The 17007-nt window shown below is 63.8% G+C and carries 17 protein-coding genes; 10 read left to right on the forward strand and 7 right to left on the reverse strand.

Annotation, left to right across the window (positions count from 1 at the left end):
- Positions 1 to 51: 51 nt before the first annotated feature.
- Positions 52 to 960 carry a DUF2189 domain-containing protein gene (locus tag AAFG16_RS30145; RefSeq protein ID WP_283080127.1) on the reverse strand — a complete coding sequence of 303 codons (909 nt, stop codon included), beginning with the start codon at positions 958 to 960 and terminating at the stop codon, positions 52 to 54.
- A gap of 535 nt (positions 961 to 1495) precedes the next feature.
- On the opposite strand from AAFG16_RS30145, the gene AAFG16_RS30150 reads away from it, so the two are divergent.
- From AAFG16_RS30150 to AAFG16_RS30170, 5 genes are all read left to right on the forward strand, one after another.
- Entirely contained in the window at positions 1496 to 2329 is an 834-nt protein-coding gene (locus tag AAFG16_RS30150; protein WP_342731115.1) for a cytochrome c oxidase subunit II, read from the forward strand.
- Between the two features lie 78 nt (positions 2330 to 2407).
- Positions 2408 to 4186, forward strand: coding sequence for a cbb3-type cytochrome c oxidase subunit I (locus AAFG16_RS30155; protein WP_027557259.1), 1779 nt, complete (start codon positions 2408 to 2410; stop codon positions 4184 to 4186).
- Positions 4183 to 4887 carry a cytochrome c oxidase subunit 3 gene (locus AAFG16_RS30160; RefSeq protein WP_342731118.1) on the forward strand — a complete coding sequence of 235 codons (705 nt, stop codon included), beginning with the start codon at positions 4183 to 4185 and terminating at the stop codon, positions 4885 to 4887. Before AAFG16_RS30155 ends, AAFG16_RS30160 begins: the two co-directional genes overlap by 4 nt.
- 14 nt (positions 4888 to 4901) lie before the next feature.
- The gene (locus AAFG16_RS30165) at positions 4902 to 5624 is read left to right on the forward strand and encodes a heme-copper oxidase subunit III family protein (protein WP_342731120.1); all 723 of its coding nucleotides are present in this window, start codon (positions 4902 to 4904) and stop codon (positions 5622 to 5624) included.
- Between the two features lie 9 nt (positions 5625 to 5633).
- Entirely contained in the window at positions 5634 to 6026 is a 393-nt protein-coding gene (locus tag AAFG16_RS30170; protein ID WP_235547117.1) for a cytochrome C oxidase subunit IV family protein, read from the forward strand.
- A gap of 167 nt (positions 6027 to 6193) precedes the next feature.
- Here the strand turns inward: AAFG16_RS30170 and AAFG16_RS30175 are convergent, their stop codons facing one another.
- The 3 genes from AAFG16_RS30175 to AAFG16_RS30185 all read right to left on the reverse strand — a co-directional run bounded on the left by AAFG16_RS30175 (position 6194) and on the right by AAFG16_RS30185 (position 9910).
- Entirely contained in the window at positions 6194 to 7951 is a 1758-nt protein-coding gene (locus tag AAFG16_RS30175; protein WP_342731123.1) for an NAD+ synthase, read from the reverse strand.
- A gap of 212 nt (positions 7952 to 8163) precedes the next feature.
- Positions 8164 to 8517 carry a diacylglycerol kinase gene (locus tag AAFG16_RS30180; RefSeq protein WP_027557254.1) on the reverse strand — a complete coding sequence of 118 codons (354 nt, stop codon included), beginning with the start codon at positions 8515 to 8517 and terminating at the stop codon, positions 8164 to 8166.
- A 4-nt stretch (positions 8518 to 8521) separates the two neighbouring features.
- Positions 8522 to 9910, reverse strand: a complete 1389-nt coding sequence (locus AAFG16_RS30185; protein ID WP_342731125.1) for a 3-deoxy-7-phosphoheptulonate synthase class II — start codon at positions 9908 to 9910, stop codon at positions 8522 to 8524.
- 182 nt (positions 9911 to 10092) lie between these two features.
- Between AAFG16_RS30185 and AAFG16_RS30190 the strand changes: the two genes are divergently transcribed.
- Positions 10093 to 10989 carry an alpha/beta fold hydrolase gene (locus AAFG16_RS30190; protein WP_342731127.1) on the forward strand — a complete coding sequence of 299 codons (897 nt, stop codon included), beginning with the start codon at positions 10093 to 10095 and terminating at the stop codon, positions 10987 to 10989.
- Positions 10990 to 10993: 4 nt separating this feature from the next.
- On the opposite strand, the gene AAFG16_RS30195 is transcribed toward AAFG16_RS30190, so the two are convergent.
- Together AAFG16_RS30195 and AAFG16_RS30200 are read right to left on the reverse strand one after the other, a co-directional pair.
- A complete protein-coding gene (locus tag AAFG16_RS30195) occupies positions 10994 to 11257 on the reverse strand; it encodes a hypothetical protein (RefSeq protein WP_283080135.1) in 264 nt (87 codons plus the stop codon).
- A 183-nt stretch (positions 11258 to 11440) separates the two neighbouring features.
- The gene (locus AAFG16_RS30200) at positions 11441 to 12925 is read right to left on the reverse strand and encodes an aldehyde dehydrogenase family protein (RefSeq protein ID WP_342731129.1); all 1485 of its coding nucleotides are present in this window, start codon (positions 12923 to 12925) and stop codon (positions 11441 to 11443) included.
- Positions 12926 to 13038: 113 nt separating this feature from the next.
- Here AAFG16_RS30200 and AAFG16_RS30205 point away from each other — a divergent pair, with 113 nt between their 5' ends.
- The 3 genes from AAFG16_RS30205 (at position 13039) to AAFG16_RS30215 (ending at position 15032) form a co-directional block, all read left to right on the forward strand.
- The gene (locus AAFG16_RS30205) at positions 13039 to 14121 is read left to right on the forward strand and encodes a substrate-binding domain-containing protein (RefSeq protein ID WP_342731131.1); all 1083 of its coding nucleotides are present in this window, start codon (positions 13039 to 13041) and stop codon (positions 14119 to 14121) included.
- Between the two features lie 75 nt (positions 14122 to 14196).
- Complete coding sequence (locus AAFG16_RS30210) at positions 14197 to 14571, forward strand: winged helix-turn-helix domain-containing protein (RefSeq protein ID WP_342731133.1); 375 nt, start codon at positions 14197 to 14199, stop codon at positions 14569 to 14571.
- Positions 14572 to 14585: 14 nt separating this feature from the next.
- Positions 14586 to 15032: a hypothetical protein gene (locus AAFG16_RS30215; protein ID WP_342731135.1), complete on the forward strand. Its 447-nt coding sequence runs from the start codon at positions 14586 to 14588 to the stop codon at positions 15030 to 15032.
- A 3-nt stretch (positions 15033 to 15035) separates the two neighbouring features.
- On the opposite strand, the gene AAFG16_RS30220 is transcribed toward AAFG16_RS30215, so the two are convergent.
- A complete protein-coding gene (locus tag AAFG16_RS30220; protein ID WP_342731137.1) occupies positions 15036 to 15413 on the reverse strand; it encodes a hypothetical protein in 378 nt (125 codons plus the stop codon).
- Positions 15414 to 15597: 184 nt separating this feature from the next.
- On the opposite strand from AAFG16_RS30220, the gene AAFG16_RS30225 reads away from it, so the two are divergent.
- Positions 15598 to 17007 (forward strand): aldehyde dehydrogenase family protein, encoded by a 1410-nt coding sequence (locus AAFG16_RS30225; RefSeq protein WP_342731139.1) that lies wholly within the window; start codon positions 15598 to 15600, stop codon positions 17005 to 17007.

A 17007-nucleotide genomic window follows, 5' to 3' on the forward strand; every position in this document is an offset into this window, starting at 1 on the left:
CTAATCCGTCATGCCCTGCGAAGGCGGTCACCAGGCGCGGCCGCTTCGCGATTACTGCTCACCCTCGCGACTCCACGGGAAGAGATTGGCCGGAAAGTCCGCTGCGTAGCGCTTTCCCTTCGGGGGCGGCGGCGGCTCATCCGGTGGATTTGGATTCGGCTCGACCACCCGCCGATAGAGGTGCCAGGTGGCGTGACCGAGCACCGGCAGGACGACAGCGAGACCGACGAAGAACGGCAGCGAGCCGATCACGAGCAGTGCCGCGACGATGAGGCCCCATCCGGCCATCGCAACCGGATTCGCCGCCACCGCTCGCAGCGACGTGCGGATCGCGTCGATCGCAGTCGCATGCCGGTCGAGCATCAACGGAAACGACACGACGCTGACGCACAAGGCCACAACCGCAAACAGGAAGCCGACACCGCAACCGACGATGATGAGCGACCAGCCTTCCGGCGTCGTCAGCACGCGCGTTGCGAAGTCGGGAATGCTTGCGGCCGCCGCGTGACCGAAGATCGTGACATAGATTGCGTTCGCGACACCGATCCAGGCCCCGAACAGGACCAGCAGGAGCACGCCGAGTTCGACCATTGCGCCGAACGACGGTGCGCGCAGCACCTTGATCGCATCCCATGCATCGACCTCCTCGCCGCGCTCGCGACGCCGGCTGAGTTCGTAGAGACCGATCGCGGCAAAGGGGCCGATCAAGGCAAAGCCGGCAGCCAGCGGAAACAGGAGCGGCAGCACCGAATAGCCGAGAACCATCCTGAACAGGACGAGACCGAGAACGGGATAAATCACGCACACGACGATTGCGTGGCTCGGCATCGCCTGGAAGTCCTCCCAACCCAGGCGTAAGGCCTCGGTCAGGTCAGACAAGCTGATCTTGCGAATGGGATAGGAGGCCGCTTCGCCGAAGACGTGCCGCCTGATGATGTCGTGGGAGTACAGAGTGGCCATGAACGGACCCTCCCGTGCTGAAAATCGCGGTTTCGATCACACGCGCTTTTCAACCACGCGTGTCCGCCTGACGAGCGAGAGACGCGATGGGCCGAGTACGGCAACCCAGGTTCAACGGAAACGAGCCTGGCCGGACGGAACCCGTCGCGACCTACTTCGCAAGCTTAGCCCGCACGGAGCACGGCTGCACTCACGGTTCGGTGAATATGCATCTGCACCGATTTGTGCGTTGCGTCGTCTGAGACGCTGCCACCTATGATCCACGCGCCGGGCGGCGGCAACGCCCACGCTACGTCAGCACTCTTACATGCTCTATTGACGCCGGATTAGGCTGGGACCATCTTAGAGCCAGACGCCTTAGTTCCGATGAAATTGATGGTCGCGAGCGTTCTCTTGATTTCGCGACCAGAGGAATGGGCGAGGCAACAGGCCGGCGATGGCATAGATGCCAGCTAAGAAAGGCCAGCCATCGCGACAGACATGAGCTCCGCCCTGGATTCGTATCCGTAGCCTTCGATGGCAAGGATGGATCAGGATGGCTGTCGCACTGATACTGCTTCTGGTCGCGATCGGCTCGGTGCTGTTTCACCTCTACAGCCCGTGGTGGTGGACGCCGATCGCCACGAACTGGGCCTATATCGACCAAACCATCAACATCACGTTCTGGATCACCGGCTTCGTTTTCGTCGCGGTCATCGCCTTCATGGCCTATTGCATCTTTCGCTTTCACCACAAAGAGGGAAGACGGGCCGACTACAATCCGGAAAACAAAAGGCTCGAATGGTGGCTGAGCGTCGGGACCGGCGTCGGAGTCGCGGCCATGCTGGCGCCTGGCCTCGTGGTCTGGCACCAGTTCGTGACGGTGCCTGCGGATGCCACCGAGGTCGAGGTCATGGGCCAGCAATGGCAGTGGAGCTTCCGCCTTCCGGGCAAGGATGGGCGGTTGGGCACATCCGATGTCCGCAACATCGCTGCCGACAATCCGATGGGCCTCAATCGGGACGACCCACACGCGCAGGACGACGTCGTGATCGAGAACGGCGACCTGCACCTTCAAATGGGAAAGCCGGTCAAGGTTCTCCTCCGCTCGGTTGATGTCCTGCACGATTTCTACGTGCCCGAATTCCGCGCCAAGATGGACATGGTTCCTGGCATGGTGACCTTTTTCTGGATAACGCCGATCCGAACCGGAACGTTCGATGTTCTGTGTGCGGAGCTTTGTGGCGCTGCCCATTATCAGATGCGGGCCAAGGTCATCGTCGACGAAGAGCGCGAATATCACGCTTGGCTGGAGCAACAAAAGACGTTTGCCGAATTGTCGCCGGCAAAAGCTGTCGTGAAGGCGACGTACCAATCCGGCGGCAAGTAGCAAGCTGCCGCTGCAAAGATGGATCGGGTGCACGAGGCCAGCGCCTCACCCCCGATGGAAACGACCGAGGAGGTTTCTATGGTCGATATTCCATATGAAGGGATCGCAGGCATCCCGCCTGCCGAAGTACCCGATGTCGAGCTCTATCATCCAAGGAGCTGGTGGACACGGTATGTCTTCTCGCAGGACGCCAAGGTGATCGCCATTCAGTATTCGCTGACGGCCACGGCCATCGGGCTGGTGGCCCTGGTGCTGTCGTGGCTGATGCGACTGCAACTGGGCTTCCCCGGCACCTTCTCTTTCATCGACGCCAACCAGTACCTGCAGTTCATCACCATGCACGGCATGATCATGGTGATCTATCTGCTCACCGCATTGTTCCTGGGCGGCTTCGGCAACTACCTGATCCCGCTGATGGTCGGCGCCCGGGACATGGTCTTCCCTTATGTGAACATGCTGAGCTACTGGGTCTACCTGCTCGCAGTCCTGGTGCTGGCCTCGACATTCTTCGTGCCCGGCGGCCCCACCGGCGCCGGCTGGACGCTATACCCGCCGCAAGCGATCCTCTCCGGAACGCCCGGGCAGGATTGGGGCATCATTCTCATGATGTCGTCCCTGATCCTGTTCATCATCGGCTTCACCATGGGCGGGCTGAATTACGTGGTCACGGTGCTCCAGGCGCGCACCCGCGGCATGACGCTGATGCGCCTGCCCCTGACGGTGTGGGGAATTTTCACGGCGACTGTGATGGCGCTCCTGGCATTCCCTGCGCTCTTCGTTGCCTCGGTCATGCTGCTGCTCGACCGTCTCCTGGGAACCAGCTTCTTCATGCCCTCCCTCGTCGAGATGGGACAGCTGTCGAAATATGGCGGCGGCAGCCCGCTGCTCTTCCAGCACCTGTTCTGGTTCTTCGGCCACCCCGAGGTCTACATCGTCGCCCTGCCCGCCTTCGGCATCGTCTCCGATCTGATCAGCACGCATGCGCGCAAGAACATCTTTGGTTACCGCATGATGGTCTGGGCGATCGTGGCCATCGGCGCGCTCAGCTTCATCGTATGGGCGCACCACATGTATGTGAGCGGCATGTTCCCGCAATTCGGGTACTTCTTCGCCACCACGACGCTCATCATCGCCATCCCCACCGCGATCAAGGTCTACAACTGGGTGCTGACCTTGTGGCGCGGCGACATTCATCTCAGGGTGCCGATGCTGTTCGCCCTCGGCTTCATCATCACCTTCGTGAATGGCGGCCTCACCGGCCTCTTCCTCGGCAACGTCGTCGTGGACGTGCCCCTCTCGGATACCATGTTCGTGGTCGCGCATTTCCACATGGTGATGGGCGTGGCGCCAATCATGGTCGTGCTCGGCGCGATCTATCATTGGTACCCCAAGGTCACGGGGCGGATGCTGAACGACGTCCTGGGCAAGTTTCACTTCTGGGTCACCTTCCTCGGCGCCTACCTGATCTTCTTCCCCATGCACTATCTTGGGCTGCTCGGAGTTCCGCGCCGGTATTTCGAACTCGGCGACACGGCGTTCATCCCGTCCTCGGCCCATTCACTGAATGCCTTCATCTCCGTGGTGGCCTTGACCGTCGGCTTCAGCCAGATGGTGTTCCTGTTCAATCTTGCCTGGAGCCTGTTCAAAGGTGAGGCCTCAGGCGGCAATCCGTGGCGGGCGACGACGCTGGAGTGGCAGACGCCGGAGACGCCCCCCGGACACGGCAACTGGGGCAAGGAGCTCCCGGTCGTGTACCGCTGGGCCTATGACTACAGTGTGCCCGGCGCCGCGGAGGACTTCATTCCGCAGAACCAGCCGCCACGCGCGACGCAGCTCGTTCAGGGAGCAGCTTCGTGAGCGCCATCATCCTGTTCCTGACTGTGCTTGCGATGATCGCCGGATGGTGGCTGTCGCAGCAGCGGCTCACGGCCAAGCCCTGGCTGGAGGAAGGCTCGGTCGGTGACTTCCCCGGCGGCGATAGCATGTCCTGGCCGGCAGCGAAGGTCGGACTTGGCGTGTTTCTCGCCGTCGCCAGCGCATTATTCGTCCTCTTCATCAGCGCCTACTCGATGCGCATGAGCGTGGTGGACTGGCGGCCGCTGCCGGTACCGCGGCTGCTGTGGGTCAACACGGGCGTCCTGGTCCTGAGCAGTATCGCGCTGCAATGGTCGTACGTGGCTGCCGGGCGACACGATATCGAGAACGTCAAGATCGGTCTGCTCGCCGGCGGAGCATCCGCCGTGATCTTCCTCGCCGGACAGCTCCTGGCTTGGCAACGGCTCGGGGCTGCCGGATACTTCGTGGCGTCCAATCCGGCGAATTCCTTCTTCTACCTGTTGACCGCGGTGCACGGGTTGCATCTGACGGGTGGCCTGGTGGCCCTCGGGCGAACCTCGGCCAAGGTGTGGCGTGGTGCCGAGATCGCCGAGATGCGATTGAGCGTGGAACTGTGCACCATCTACTGGCATTTCCTGCTGCTGGTCTGGCTTGTCCTGCTCGGGCTTCTCACGGGCTGGACCGACGATTTCGTCAACATCTGTCGCCAATTGCTGAGCTAGGGAGGCGAGACCAGATGGCCGAGACCGTACTGACACATTCGGGCCAATCGCCTGCGCGGCTTGAAGGCTGGCGCGGCATCGCCGCCGACTGGGCGTCCGATCAGCGCGCCTTCAAGAACGTGTCCTGGGGCAAGGCCATGATGTGGATCTTCCTCCTCAGCGACACCTTCATCTTCAGTTGCTTCCTGCTCTCCTACATGACGGCGCGCATGTCGACGACCGTGCCGTGGCCCAACCCGAGCGAAGTCTTCGCCCTCAACTTCGCCGGCAAGCAGATTCCGCTGATCCTGATCGCCATCATGACTTTTATCCTGATCAGCAGCAGCGGCACGATGGCGATGGCCGTCAATTTCGGCTACCGCCGCGATCGCGTCAGAACCGCGGCCTTGATGCTGGTCACGGCGGCCTTCGGCGCAACCTTCGTCGGAATGCAGGCCTTCGAATGGACCAAGCTGATCGTGGAGGGCGTCCGGCCCTGGGGCAATCCATGGGGTGCACCGCAGTTTGGTGCAAGCTTCTTCATGATCACCGGCTTCCACGGCACCCACGTGACGATCGGCGTGATCTTCCTGATCGCGATCGCGCGGAAGGTCTTGCGCGGCGACTTTGACGTCGAGAGGCGCGGCTTCTTCACGAGCCGCAAGGGCTATTACGAAATCGTCGAGATCATGGGCCTGTACTGGCACTTCGTCGATCTCGTGTGGGTGTTCATCTTTGCATTGTTCTATCTTTGGTGAGGTCGGCGCATGACAAACGCGGCGGTACACATGGAAGGCCAGCTCCACGCTCCGGCGCACGGCGCAGTCGCAACGGCAGCCGTTCACGCCAAGGGTCAACAGCACCCGATCAAGCTCTACCTCGTGGTCTGGGGCTGGCTGTTCGTCCTCAGCACGTGCTCCTACCTCGTCGACTACTTTGGCCTGCAGGGCTACCTCAGGTGGTCGCTGATCCTGCTGTTCATGGTGTTGAAGGCCGGCCTGATCGTCGCCGTCTTCATGCACATGGCCTGGGAGCGGCTGGCCCTCGCCTATGCCATCCTGCTGCCACCGATCGCGGTGCTGGTGTTCGTGACCATCATGGTCCTCGAATCCGAATACACCCATTTGCTTCGGGTGCTGTTCTTCGCAACCCCGTCATAGCAGCAAGCGAGCTGGCACCTCGCTCCACTGTCATGCCCCGCGAAGGCGGGGCATCCAGTACTCTGCGGCAGGAGTCAGTTTCTACAACGTCCGCCGCGGAGTACTGGATCATCCACCTTCGCGGATGATGACACTTGAGTACGTGGAAAGACCGCCCGCCTCTCGTGCTACCCCTCGAACGCGTCGATCGACGCCCGGCTGCCGCGCGACACCAGCGTCTCGTCCGGCGCGGGCAGCTTCTCGCCCTTGTCGCGAAAGCGGTTGGTGATGGGATAGCGGCGATCGCGGCCGAAATTCCTCGCCGTCACCTTCACGCCGGGCGCGGCCTGGCGGCGCTTGTATTCGGCGACGTTGAGGAGATGGTCGATGCGGGTGACCGTATCGCGGTCGAAGCCGGCGGCGATGATCGCCTCGAGCGGCTCCTCGCGCTCGATGAGGCGCTCCAGGATCGCATCGAGCGCGTCGTAAGGCGGCAATGAATCCTGGTCGGTCTGGTTCTCGCGCAGCTCTGCGGTCGGCGGACGCGTGATGATATCAGGCGGGATCACCTCGCCCGCCGGCCCGAGCGCGCCCTCAGGCTTCCAGCCGTTGCGCAAGCTCGCCAGGCGAAACACCTGCGTCTTGTAGATGTCCTTGATCGGATTGAAGCCGCCGTTCATGTCGCCATAGAGCGTGGCGTAGCCGACCGACATTTCCGACTTGTTGCCTGTCGTCACGACCATCAGCCCGGTCTTGTTGGAGATCGCCATCAGAAGGGTACCGCGGGCGCGGGCCTGGAGGTTCTCCTCAGTGATATCCGGCGGCAGGTTCTTGAAGATGCCGGACAGGATGGTCTCGAACCCGGTCACCGCTTCCGCGATCGGAAGCACCTCGTAGCGGATGCCGAGATGGCCGGCGAGCTCGCCGGCGTCGGCAATCGAATGTGCGGCCGTGTAGCGATAAGGCAGCATCACGCCATGCACCTGATCGGCGCCGAGGGCGTCGACAGCGATCGCCGCGCAAAGCGCAGAATCGATGCCGCCGGAGATCCCGAGCAGCACGCCGGGAAAGCCATTCTTGGTGACATAGTCGCGCAGGCCAAGCACGCAGGCGGCGTAGTCGGCCTTATCACCCTCGACCTGCTCCGCGATCAGACCGGTGCAGCGCCAGTCTTCGCCGTTACGCGTGAAGCGCAGCGTGGTGATGCTCTCGTCGAACGCCGGCAGTTGCGCGGCGAGCGAGAGATCGCCGTTGAGCGCGAAGGACGCGCCGTCGAACACCAGTTCGTCCTGGCCGCCAACCTGGTTGAGATAGACCAGCGGCAGGCCGCTTTCGGTCACCCGCGCCACCGCGACCGACAGGCGCACGTCGCTCTTGTCGCGGGCGTAAGGCGAGCCGTTCGGCACCAGGATGATCTCGGCGCCGGTCTCGGCCAACGTCTCGACCACGTTCTCGTAATCCTCGGATTCCTCCAGCCAGATGTCCTCGCAGATCGGCACGCCGATGCGCACGCCGCGCACGGTCACGGGGCCTGCGGCAGGCCCGCGCGAAAACAGCCGCTTCTCATCGAACACGCCGTAATTCGGCAGATTGCATTTGAAGCGAAGCGCGGCGATGCGGCCGCCGTCGAGCAGCGCGCAGGCATTATGAAGCCTGTCGTCCTCGACCCAGGGCGTGCCGACCAGCATCGCCGGACCGCCATCAGCGGTCTCGCGCGCCAGCGCTTCGATCGCGGCGCGGCAGGCGGCCTGGAAGGCGGGCTTCTGCACCAGATCTTCCGGCGGATAGCCGGCGATGAACAATTCCGGAAACAGCACGAGATCGGCACCGTCCGCGGCTGCCTGCGCGCGCGCGGCCCGTGCCTTGGCGGCGTTGCCCTCGATATCGCCCATGGCCGGATTGAGCTGGGCGAGCGTGACCGCGAATGCGTTGAGACGTTCGGTCATGGCGCGCTCTCCGTCACCTCTCCCGAAGGGAGAGGTCGGAGCGCATCGGGGATGCGATCCGGGTGAGGGGTTACGGTCTCTCTTGGGAGCCAAGCCCCCTCACCCGCTTTGCGCTCGACGATGCTCCGCATCGCGAGACGCAAACCGACCTCTCCCCGTTGGGGAGAGGTGAAGGGACCTCGGGCGCCTATGCGCAATGGATATTCTCCTCGCTAGAGGAACCCCAATCGCTCGACGATGGCAATGATCCAGAACGCGCCGGCCATCAGCAGCGCGACGCCGACCGCGGCCGAGCCCATGTCCTTGACCCGCCCGATCTGCTTGTCGTGATCCATGGTGAGGCGGTCGGCGAGCTTCTCGATCGCGGTGTTGAGCAGCTCAACCACCAGCACGAACGCGACCGAGCAGACCAGCTCGACCGCGCGCATCGCGGTCGCGGCGACGAGCCAGGCCAGCGGCAGCGACAACAGGAGCGCAAAGATCTCCTCGCGGACGGCCTGCTCCGAGCGGAACGCAAAGGCCAGACCGTTGCGCGAATTGATCGTGGCCTTCCAGATCCGCAGCAAGCTCTTAGAGCCCCGCTGCGGCCGGCATCGGCTTGACCTTGCCGGCGCGTTCCTGCTTGAGCAGCTCGGCGACCAGGAAAGCCATGTCGATGGATTGCTCGGCATTGAGGCGGGGATCGCAGACCGTGTGATAGCGGTCGTTGAGATCCTCGTCCGTGATCGCGCGGGCGCCGCCGAGGCATTCGGTGACGTCCTTGCCGGTCATCTCCAGATGCACGCCGCCGGCATGGGTGCCTTCGGCGGCGTGGATCGCGAAGAACGACTTCACCTCGGACAGGATGCGGTCGAACGGCCGCGTCTTGTAGCCGGTGGTGGAGGTGATGGTGTTGCCGTGCATGGGATCGCACGACCAGACCACCACCCTGCCCTCGCGCTGGACGGCGCGGATCTGGTTCGGCAGGTGCTCGCCGATCTTGTCGGAGCCGAAGCGGCCGATCAGCGTCAGCCGGCCCGGCTCGTTGTCGGGGTTGAGCACGTCGATCAGCTTCAACAGCTCGTCGGGCTTGAGCGAGGGGCCGCATTTCAGGCCGATCGGGTTCTTGATGCCGCGGAAATATTCGACATGGCCGTGGTCGAGCTGGCGGGTGCGGTCGCCGATCCAGATCATGTGGCCCGAGGTCGCGTACCAGTCGCCGGTGGTGGAATCGACCCGGGTCATGGCCTGCTCGTAGCCGAGCAGAAGCGCCTCGTGGCTGGTGTAGAAATCGGTGGCCCGCAGCTCGGGGTGGCTTTCGAGATCGAGGCCGCAGGCGCGCATGAAGTTGAGCGCATCCGAGATGCGGTCGGCCAATTCCTTGTAGCGACGTGACTGCGGCGAGTCCTTCAGGAAGCCGAGCATCCATTCATGCACGCTGCCGAGATTGGCGTAGCCGCCGGTCGCGAAGGCGCGCAGCAGGTTCAGCGTCGCGGCCGACTGGCGATAGGCCATCAGCTGGCGCTGCGGATCCGGAACGCGCGCTTCCTTGGTGAAGGCGATGTCGTTGACGATGTCGCCGCGATAGCTCGGCAGCTCGATGCCGTTCAGCTTCTCGGTCGGCGACGAGCGGGGCTTTGCGAACTGGCCGGCGATGCGGCCGACCTTCACCACGGGGACGGCGCCGGCATAGGTCAGCACGACCGCCATCTGCAGGAGCACGCGGAAGAAGTCGCGGATGTTGTTGGCGCCGTGCTCGGCAAAGCTCTCGGCGCAGTCGCCGCCCTGGAGCAGGAAGGCCTCGCCGGCCGCCACGCGGCCCAAGGCCTTCTTCAGATTGCGCGCCTCGCCGGCGAACACCAGCGGCGGAAAGGTCGCAAGCTGCGCCTCGACGTCGGCCAGGGCCTTGGCGTCGGGATAATCGGGCACCTGTAGCACCGGCTTGCTGCGCCAGGACTCGGGCGTCCACCGCTCGGACATCGCAATCTCTCCGTGAAGCAAAAAAGTGCAACCTGATCTATGGGTTGCGAGGGCCGCCTTATACACAGGCTGGCACAACATCGCCAGTTGTAAATCCGTTTCGCATTGCAAACCCTTGCGGCCAAAGCCGAATTCGCATTTGCTAGGGATTGCAGAGGAAACCGGCAAGACACCTTCCGCCCATGGATGCGGCACTGGACGATGTTTTCATCGACGAGATCAGCTTCCCGGCGGCCGACGGGTATGGGCTGGCCGGCACCCTGTTTCTGCCGCGCGGCGCCAAGCGCCATGCCGTCCTGATCAATTCGGCCACCGCCGTGCCGCGCAAGATCTATCGCGGCCTTGCCTCCTATCTCGCCCATCGCGGCTGCGCGGTGCTCACTTACGACTACCGCGGCATCGGCGGCTCCCGCCTGCCGGCGATGGTCGGCTACAACCAGCCGAAATCGCTGGTCGGCTTCAAGGCCTCGATGTCGGACTGGGCCGCGCTCGACGTCACCGCCGCGGTGCGCTGGATGCGCGAGCGCTATCACACCCTGCCGCTCGCCTATGTCGGCCACTCCTTCGGCGGCCAGGCACTGGGGCTGCTCGCGAACAACAGCGAGATCTCCCGCGCCGCCCTCGTGGCCTCGCAGGCCGCGACGTGGCGGCTGATGACCTCGCCGGAGAAATACCGCGTGTTCGCCTTCATGAATTTCGTCGGCGTGCCGCTGGCGCATGCGCTCGGTTATGCGCCGGGCTGGGTGGGCATCGGCGAGGACCTGCCCAAGGGCGTCTTCCTGCAATGGGCCGAGTGGGTCTCGAGCCCGCGCTATCTCTTCGATTCAAAGCTGCCGGCGCTGGAGAATTTTGCGAAATTCAAGGGCGAGCTGCGCGCGCTGTGCTTCTCCGACGACCCCTGGGCGACGCGGTCCGCGGTCGAGCTGCTCACCAGCGGATTCACCGCGATCAAGCCGGAAGTGTTGACCGTAAAACCGTCAGACGTCGGCGCCAAGGCCATCGGCCATTTCGGCTTCTTCCGCCCTGACCACCGCGACACGCTGTGGCGCGGGGTGGCCGAATGGATCCAGGGCGAGTGAGGCGTCAGCGGATGATCGTCGTCAGCGCCGAGTAACGCCTGGTCGGCTTGGCTTCGCTCGGCGCAAACTGCGCGAACGCTTCGCTCACGCGCACCGCCGGCGGCGTGTCGCTTGCGAACCGAAACTCCTTCGGCTTCGGCGCGTAGAAGCTGGCGCTGTAATAGTCGTCGTCGAAACGCGTCTCGCCGACGCCGAACAATGCGTCGCAGGCGAACAGGAGCGCGTAGACTCCCGCAACCGCCACGACGGTCTCCTTGAGAATAGTCATGCTGATGCCCTGCCCTTTGCGGGCAGGATGCAGGCCGGTTCCAAACCTCTGGTTTAAGGCGCCGCGCTTCTTGTCGGGAGGGTTTGCGGCCGCTGAGCCGAATACGGACAATCTTATCGATCTCGAAAAAAGAGCCCGCCTGACCGGATCAGGCGGGCTCAGGATTTGCCGATCGGGAGGTGATCAGACGGCCAGATTCATCCAGACAGCCTTCGGCTCGGTGAAATTGTCGAGCGCGGCGGTGCCGTGCTCGCGGCCGAGGCCGGAGTCGCGCTCGCCGCCCCAGGGCAGGCGCACGTCGGTATAACCATAGGTGTTCATCCAGACCGTGCCGGCCCGCGCCCGCTTGGCGAAACGCTGGAGCCTGCCGATGTCGCGGCTCCAGACGCCGGCGGCGAGGCTATAGGCCGTGCCGTTGGCGATCCGCAAAGCATCGGCCTCGTCGGCGAACTTGATGACGCTGACGACGGGGCCAAAGATCTCCTCCTGCGAGATCCGCATCTCGTGCGCGACATCGGCGAACACGGTCGGGCTGATGAAATAGCCGCGCTCGCCGACCTTCTCGCCGCCGGTGACGAGACTTGCGCCTTCCTTCCGGCCGATGTCGACATAGTCGAGGATCGACTTCATCTGCTTCTCGGAGATGACAGGACCGAGCGCCGTCTTGCGGTCGAGCGGATCGCCGATCTTGATCGACTTCGCGCGCGCCGCGAGGCGCTCGACGACCTCGTCATAGGCCTTCTCCTGCACCAGCACGCGGGAGCCGGCCGAGCACACCTGACCGGCATTGAAGAAAATGCCGGAGGCTGCCGCCTTGCTGGCCGCTTCGAGATCGGCATCGTCGAAGATGACATTGGCCGACTTGCCGCCGAGCTCGAGCGAGACGCGCTTGAAGTTGCTCGCCGCGCCTTTCATGATTCCGCGGCCCACGCCGGGCGAGCCGGTGAAGGTGACCTTGTCGACATCAGGGTGATTGACCAGCGCGTCGCCGACGATGCGGCCCGGCCCGGTCACGACATTGAAGACGCCCGCCGGAAGACCCGCTTCGAGCGCGAGCTCGGCGATGCGCAGCGCCGACAGCGAAGTCAGCTCGGCCGGCTTCATCACGATCGTGCAACCGCAGGCCAGCGCCGGGGCGAGCTTCCACATGCCGATCATCAGCGGGAAATTCCACGGCACGATCGCCGCGACCACGCCGACCGGCTCGCGCATGGTGTAGGTCAGGGCATCGTCGCGCACCGGCACGACGTCGCCGCTGATCTTGTCGGCCCAGCCGGCGTAATAGGTCAGCGTGTCGACGGCAGCCGGAAAGTCCTGGCGCATCGTCGCGGAGATCGGCTTGCCGGCGTCGATCGACTCGAGCTCGATGATCTCTTCGGCGTTGCGCTTGAGCAGGTCGGCCCAGCGCAGCAGGATTTGGCCGCGCTCGGACGCCCGCATCGTGCGCCACGGGCCCTCGAACGCCCGGCGCGCGGCCGCGACCGCATGCTCGACATCGGCCTCGCCGCCCTCGGCGATGGTGGCGATGACCTGCCCGGTGGCGGGATTGAGGGATTTGAAGGTACGGCCGGAGCTCGCGGGGACGCGGCGGCCGTCGATGAGCAGATGCTGCGGCCGGGCCATGAACTCGATGGCCGGCGAATGCGCAAAGTCATATGCAACAGACATCATATTTCCTCCTGATCTGGTATGCCAGACTAGGCTCCTATTGACTGCAGTAAATATGATATCTTCTGCAAATGGACGCACTACATATGAAGCGCAGTTCATAAGGATATCAGATGCTTCAGATCGAGATCGAGGCCGTGTGGCGGTTTCGCCGCGAGGGCAGCCCGCGCACCGCCGTCGTCATGCTCGGCGTGCTCAACGAGATCCGGAAGACTGGGAAGATCACCAGCGCCGCCAGCGATGCGCACCTCTCCTACCGACATGTCTGGAATCTGATCGAGCAATGGTCGGAGTTCTTCGGCACGCCGCTGGTCGAGACCCAGCGCGGCAAGGGCTCGAAACTCACGCCATTCGGCGAGCGGCTGGTGTGGGCCGGCGAGCGCATGCAGGCGCGGCTCGGCCCTCAGCTCGAGAACCTCGCGCAGGAGCTCGCAAGCGAGATCAAGCCGTTCCTCGAGCAGCGCCCCTCCGTGATCCGCGTGCATGCCAGCCACGGCTTTGCGGTGGCCAAGCTGCGCGAATTCCTCGACCGCGAGCCCGGCATCGGCGTCGATCTGCGCTATGTCAGCAACCAGCATTCGCTGGTCTCGCTGGCACAGGGCGCGTGCGATCTCTCCGGCCTGCACCTGCCACACGGCGCGCTGCGCGCCCAGGGCATCAAGGCGGCACGCGAATGGCTCGATCCGCGCGAGGACCGCATCATCAGTTTCGTCACGCGCGAGATGGGCCTGATGGTCGCGCGCGGCAATCCGTTGCGGATCGCTTCGCTTCATGACCTGACCAAGCCAAATGTCCGCTTCGTCAATCGCGACCATGATTCCGGCACGCGCCTGTTGTTCGACCAGCTGCTCGCAGCGAACGGCATCGACGAGAGCCGCATCAACGGCGCGCAGCAGATCGAGTTCACCCACGCCGCGGTCGCCGCCTATGTCGCGAGCGGCATGGCGGATGCGAGCTTCGGCGTCGAAGCCGCCGCGCGCCACTTCGGCCTCGATTTCATCCGCATCCTCACCGAGGATTATTTCTTCGTCTGCAAGCGCGCCTTCCTCGATACCGCGCCGATGCAGCGCATTCTCGAAATCATCCGCAGCGCCGATTTTCGCGCCGCCGTCGCCACCCTGCCCGGCTACGTGCCGTCGGATACGGGCACTGTCACCGGCGTGAAGGCGTTTCTGGAGATGCATGCCGTGCGGTGATGTGGCCTGCCGCGCTCGCCTTGTCCGCGGCGAGCAAGAGTGGCAATCTGCGCTGCAATCATCAGAGACCCCGTCATGTCGCGCGTGAGCGCCAAATCGCTTCCCCAACTCAGCCTCCGCATCGACCTCGACAGCGAGGATCGGATCGGGCCCGGCAAGATCGAGCTGCTGGAGCAGATCCGCGAGCAGGGTTCGATCTCGGCGGCTGGCCGGGCCATGGACATGTCCTACAAGCGCGCCTGGGACCTCGTCGACGAGATCAATCGTATCTGCCGACATCCCGCGGTCGAGCCGCAGGCCGGCGGCAAGAACGGCGGCGGCGCCATGCTCACGCCGTTCGGCGAAAAGCTTGTCGCACGCTACCGGAAGATCGAGCGCGACGCTGCACGCGCGGTCCACAAGGACCTGGAAGCGCTCAAGAGCGACATCGCCCGTTCCCGCAAATCGTGAACGGATGGGCCGAGTTGACGGATCAGATAAAAATTATAGCCCTTCGTCGGATCGGCCGCACAGATCCGCAGAAGCTGGAGCGGCACTCATTTGATTTCGTCGTCAACGGTCTCTCTCTCTTCGAGGCCACCCGGGCCGTCGAATTCGATATGTGTGGCTCTCTCTCGAACCCGCAGTTCGAACGAGAGATAGCTCGGCGGGTCAACAAGAGGACCTCGGCTATGTTGACTTCAGATGTCCCTGCCGGCGGTCACCGTGTGGCTCTGTTTGTCTGCCCAGAATGCGGCGGCTTCGCTTGTGGCGCCATTACTGCTCATGTTTCGCGAACCGCACGCGGCGTGCAGTGGTCCGCTTTCGCGTATGAAAATGGATCTGATGCTGCTTCTCAGCTCGACCTCGGGCCCTTTGAATTTGAGTGGGCCGCTTATTTGAGTGAAATCGAGCGCTCGAAGGTCGATTAAGCCCTAGTTCGGCCGCACCGACATCTCCGGCATCGGCTGGGTCAGCGCTTCGCCAAGCAGGCTTTGCTCCGCCTTCGGGATCGAGAAGCGGACCTTGAAACCGTCCTCGGTCTGGAGCGTGATGATGCGCTGGGTCGTGTCGGTCGACTGTTCGAGCGCCCAGGACGCCAGCGGATAGGCGTAGCGCAGGCTCTGGTCGCCGTAGCGGGCCTTGAGCGCCGTCTCGAGCAGTCCGGGCAGTGTCATGATGAGGGCGCCGACCTGGTTGAGCGAGACGCTGACGGCGGCCGAATTGCCCGCCACATCCTCGAAGCCCAGCGAGATCGCGCCGCCGTCGGCCGCCACCGCGCAGGTCGTGAGCTGCCTCACCTTGATTTCCATCGTCAGTCCCGAAAGCACACCTCGCTATATCCGTTACGATATATCGATAAGTCCACCCGCGTCCAGCCCGCTTTTTCTGGAATTGATCGAGCCCGCCGCCATGGCCGGTCAGACGGATGCGTGATATATAGTTCGATATAACGAGGCCCCGAACGGCCCGTTTCTGCAAGGGAGCGCAAAGCCAATGAGTGACTTCAATCTTCTCATCGACGGCAAGATGGTGCCCGGCGACATGACCATGCCGGTTCTCAATCCCGCGACCGAAGAGGTGCTGGCGCAGTGCCCGCGCGCCTCCAAGTCCCAGTTAGATGCGGCCGTGGCCGCCGCGAAGGCCGCCTACCCCGCCTGGGCCGCAACGCCGATGGAAGACCGCCGCAAGGTCGTGATCAAGATGGCCGATGTGATCGAGGCCAATTCCGCCGAGCTCGCGCGCCTGCTCACCTCCGAGCAGGGCAAGCCGCTGGCGGATGCCACCGGCGAAGTGCTCGGCATGGCCGCCTTCTTCCGCTATCTCGGCTCGCTCGAACTGCCGATGAAGGTGATCGAGAATTCCGGCGACCGCAAGGTCGAGGCCTATCGCCGTCCGCTCGGCGTCGTCGGCGCCATCATCCCCTGGAACTATCCGCTCCTGATCCTCGCCTTCAAGCTCCCTTCCGCGCTGCTCGCCGGCAACACGCTGGTGGTCAAGCCGGCGCCGACCACGCCGCTGGCGACGCTGCGCTTCGCCGAGCTGATCAAGGACGTCGTGCCGAAGGGCGTGCTCAACTTCATCACCGACGCCAACGATCTCGGCGGCGAGATGACCAAGCACCCCGATATCCGCAAGATCTCCTTCACCGGCTCCACGGCCACGGGACAGAAGGTGATGGCGAGCGCGGCGCAGACGCTCAAGCGCATCACGCTCGAGCTCGGCGGCAACGATGCCGGCATCGTGCTCGACGACGTCGACCCGAAGAAGGTCGCGCCCGGCATTTTCGAAGGCGCGTTCCAGAATTCCGGGCAAGTCTGCCTTGCCATCAAGCGGCTGTATGTGCACGAATCCGTCTATGACGAGCTTTGCGACGAGCTGGTCGCCATCGCGAAGAATACCGTCGTGGACGATGGCTCCAAGCAAGGAACAAAACTCGGTCCTCTTCAGAACAAGATGCAGTACGAGAAGGTGAAGGCGTTCCTCGAGGACGCGCACAGGAACGGCAAGGTGGTGGCCGGGGGCGCTGCGATGGACCGCCCGGGCTATTTCATCGAGCCGACCATCGTGCGCGACATCCAGGAAGGCTCGAAGCTGGTCGACGAGGAGCAGTTCGGCCCGGTGCTGCCGCTGATCAAATATTCCGACAAGGACGACGTGATCCGCCGCGCCAATGCCACCACCTACGGCCTCGGCGCCTCGGTCTGGTCGTCCGACATCAAGCGCGCGCACGAGGTCGCGACCCAGCTCGAGTCCGGCACGGTCTGGATCAACAAGCATCTCGACATGGCCCCGCACATCCCGTTCGGCGGCGCCAAGCAGTCGGGCATCGGCACCGAATTCGCCGAGGAAGGCCTCGCCGAATTCACCCAGCTCCAGATCATCAACGGCCCGCCGGCGGCCTGA

Source organism: Bradyrhizobium sp. B117, assembly GCF_038969555.1.
Classification (GTDB): Bacteria; Pseudomonadota; Alphaproteobacteria; order Rhizobiales; family Xanthobacteraceae; genus Bradyrhizobium.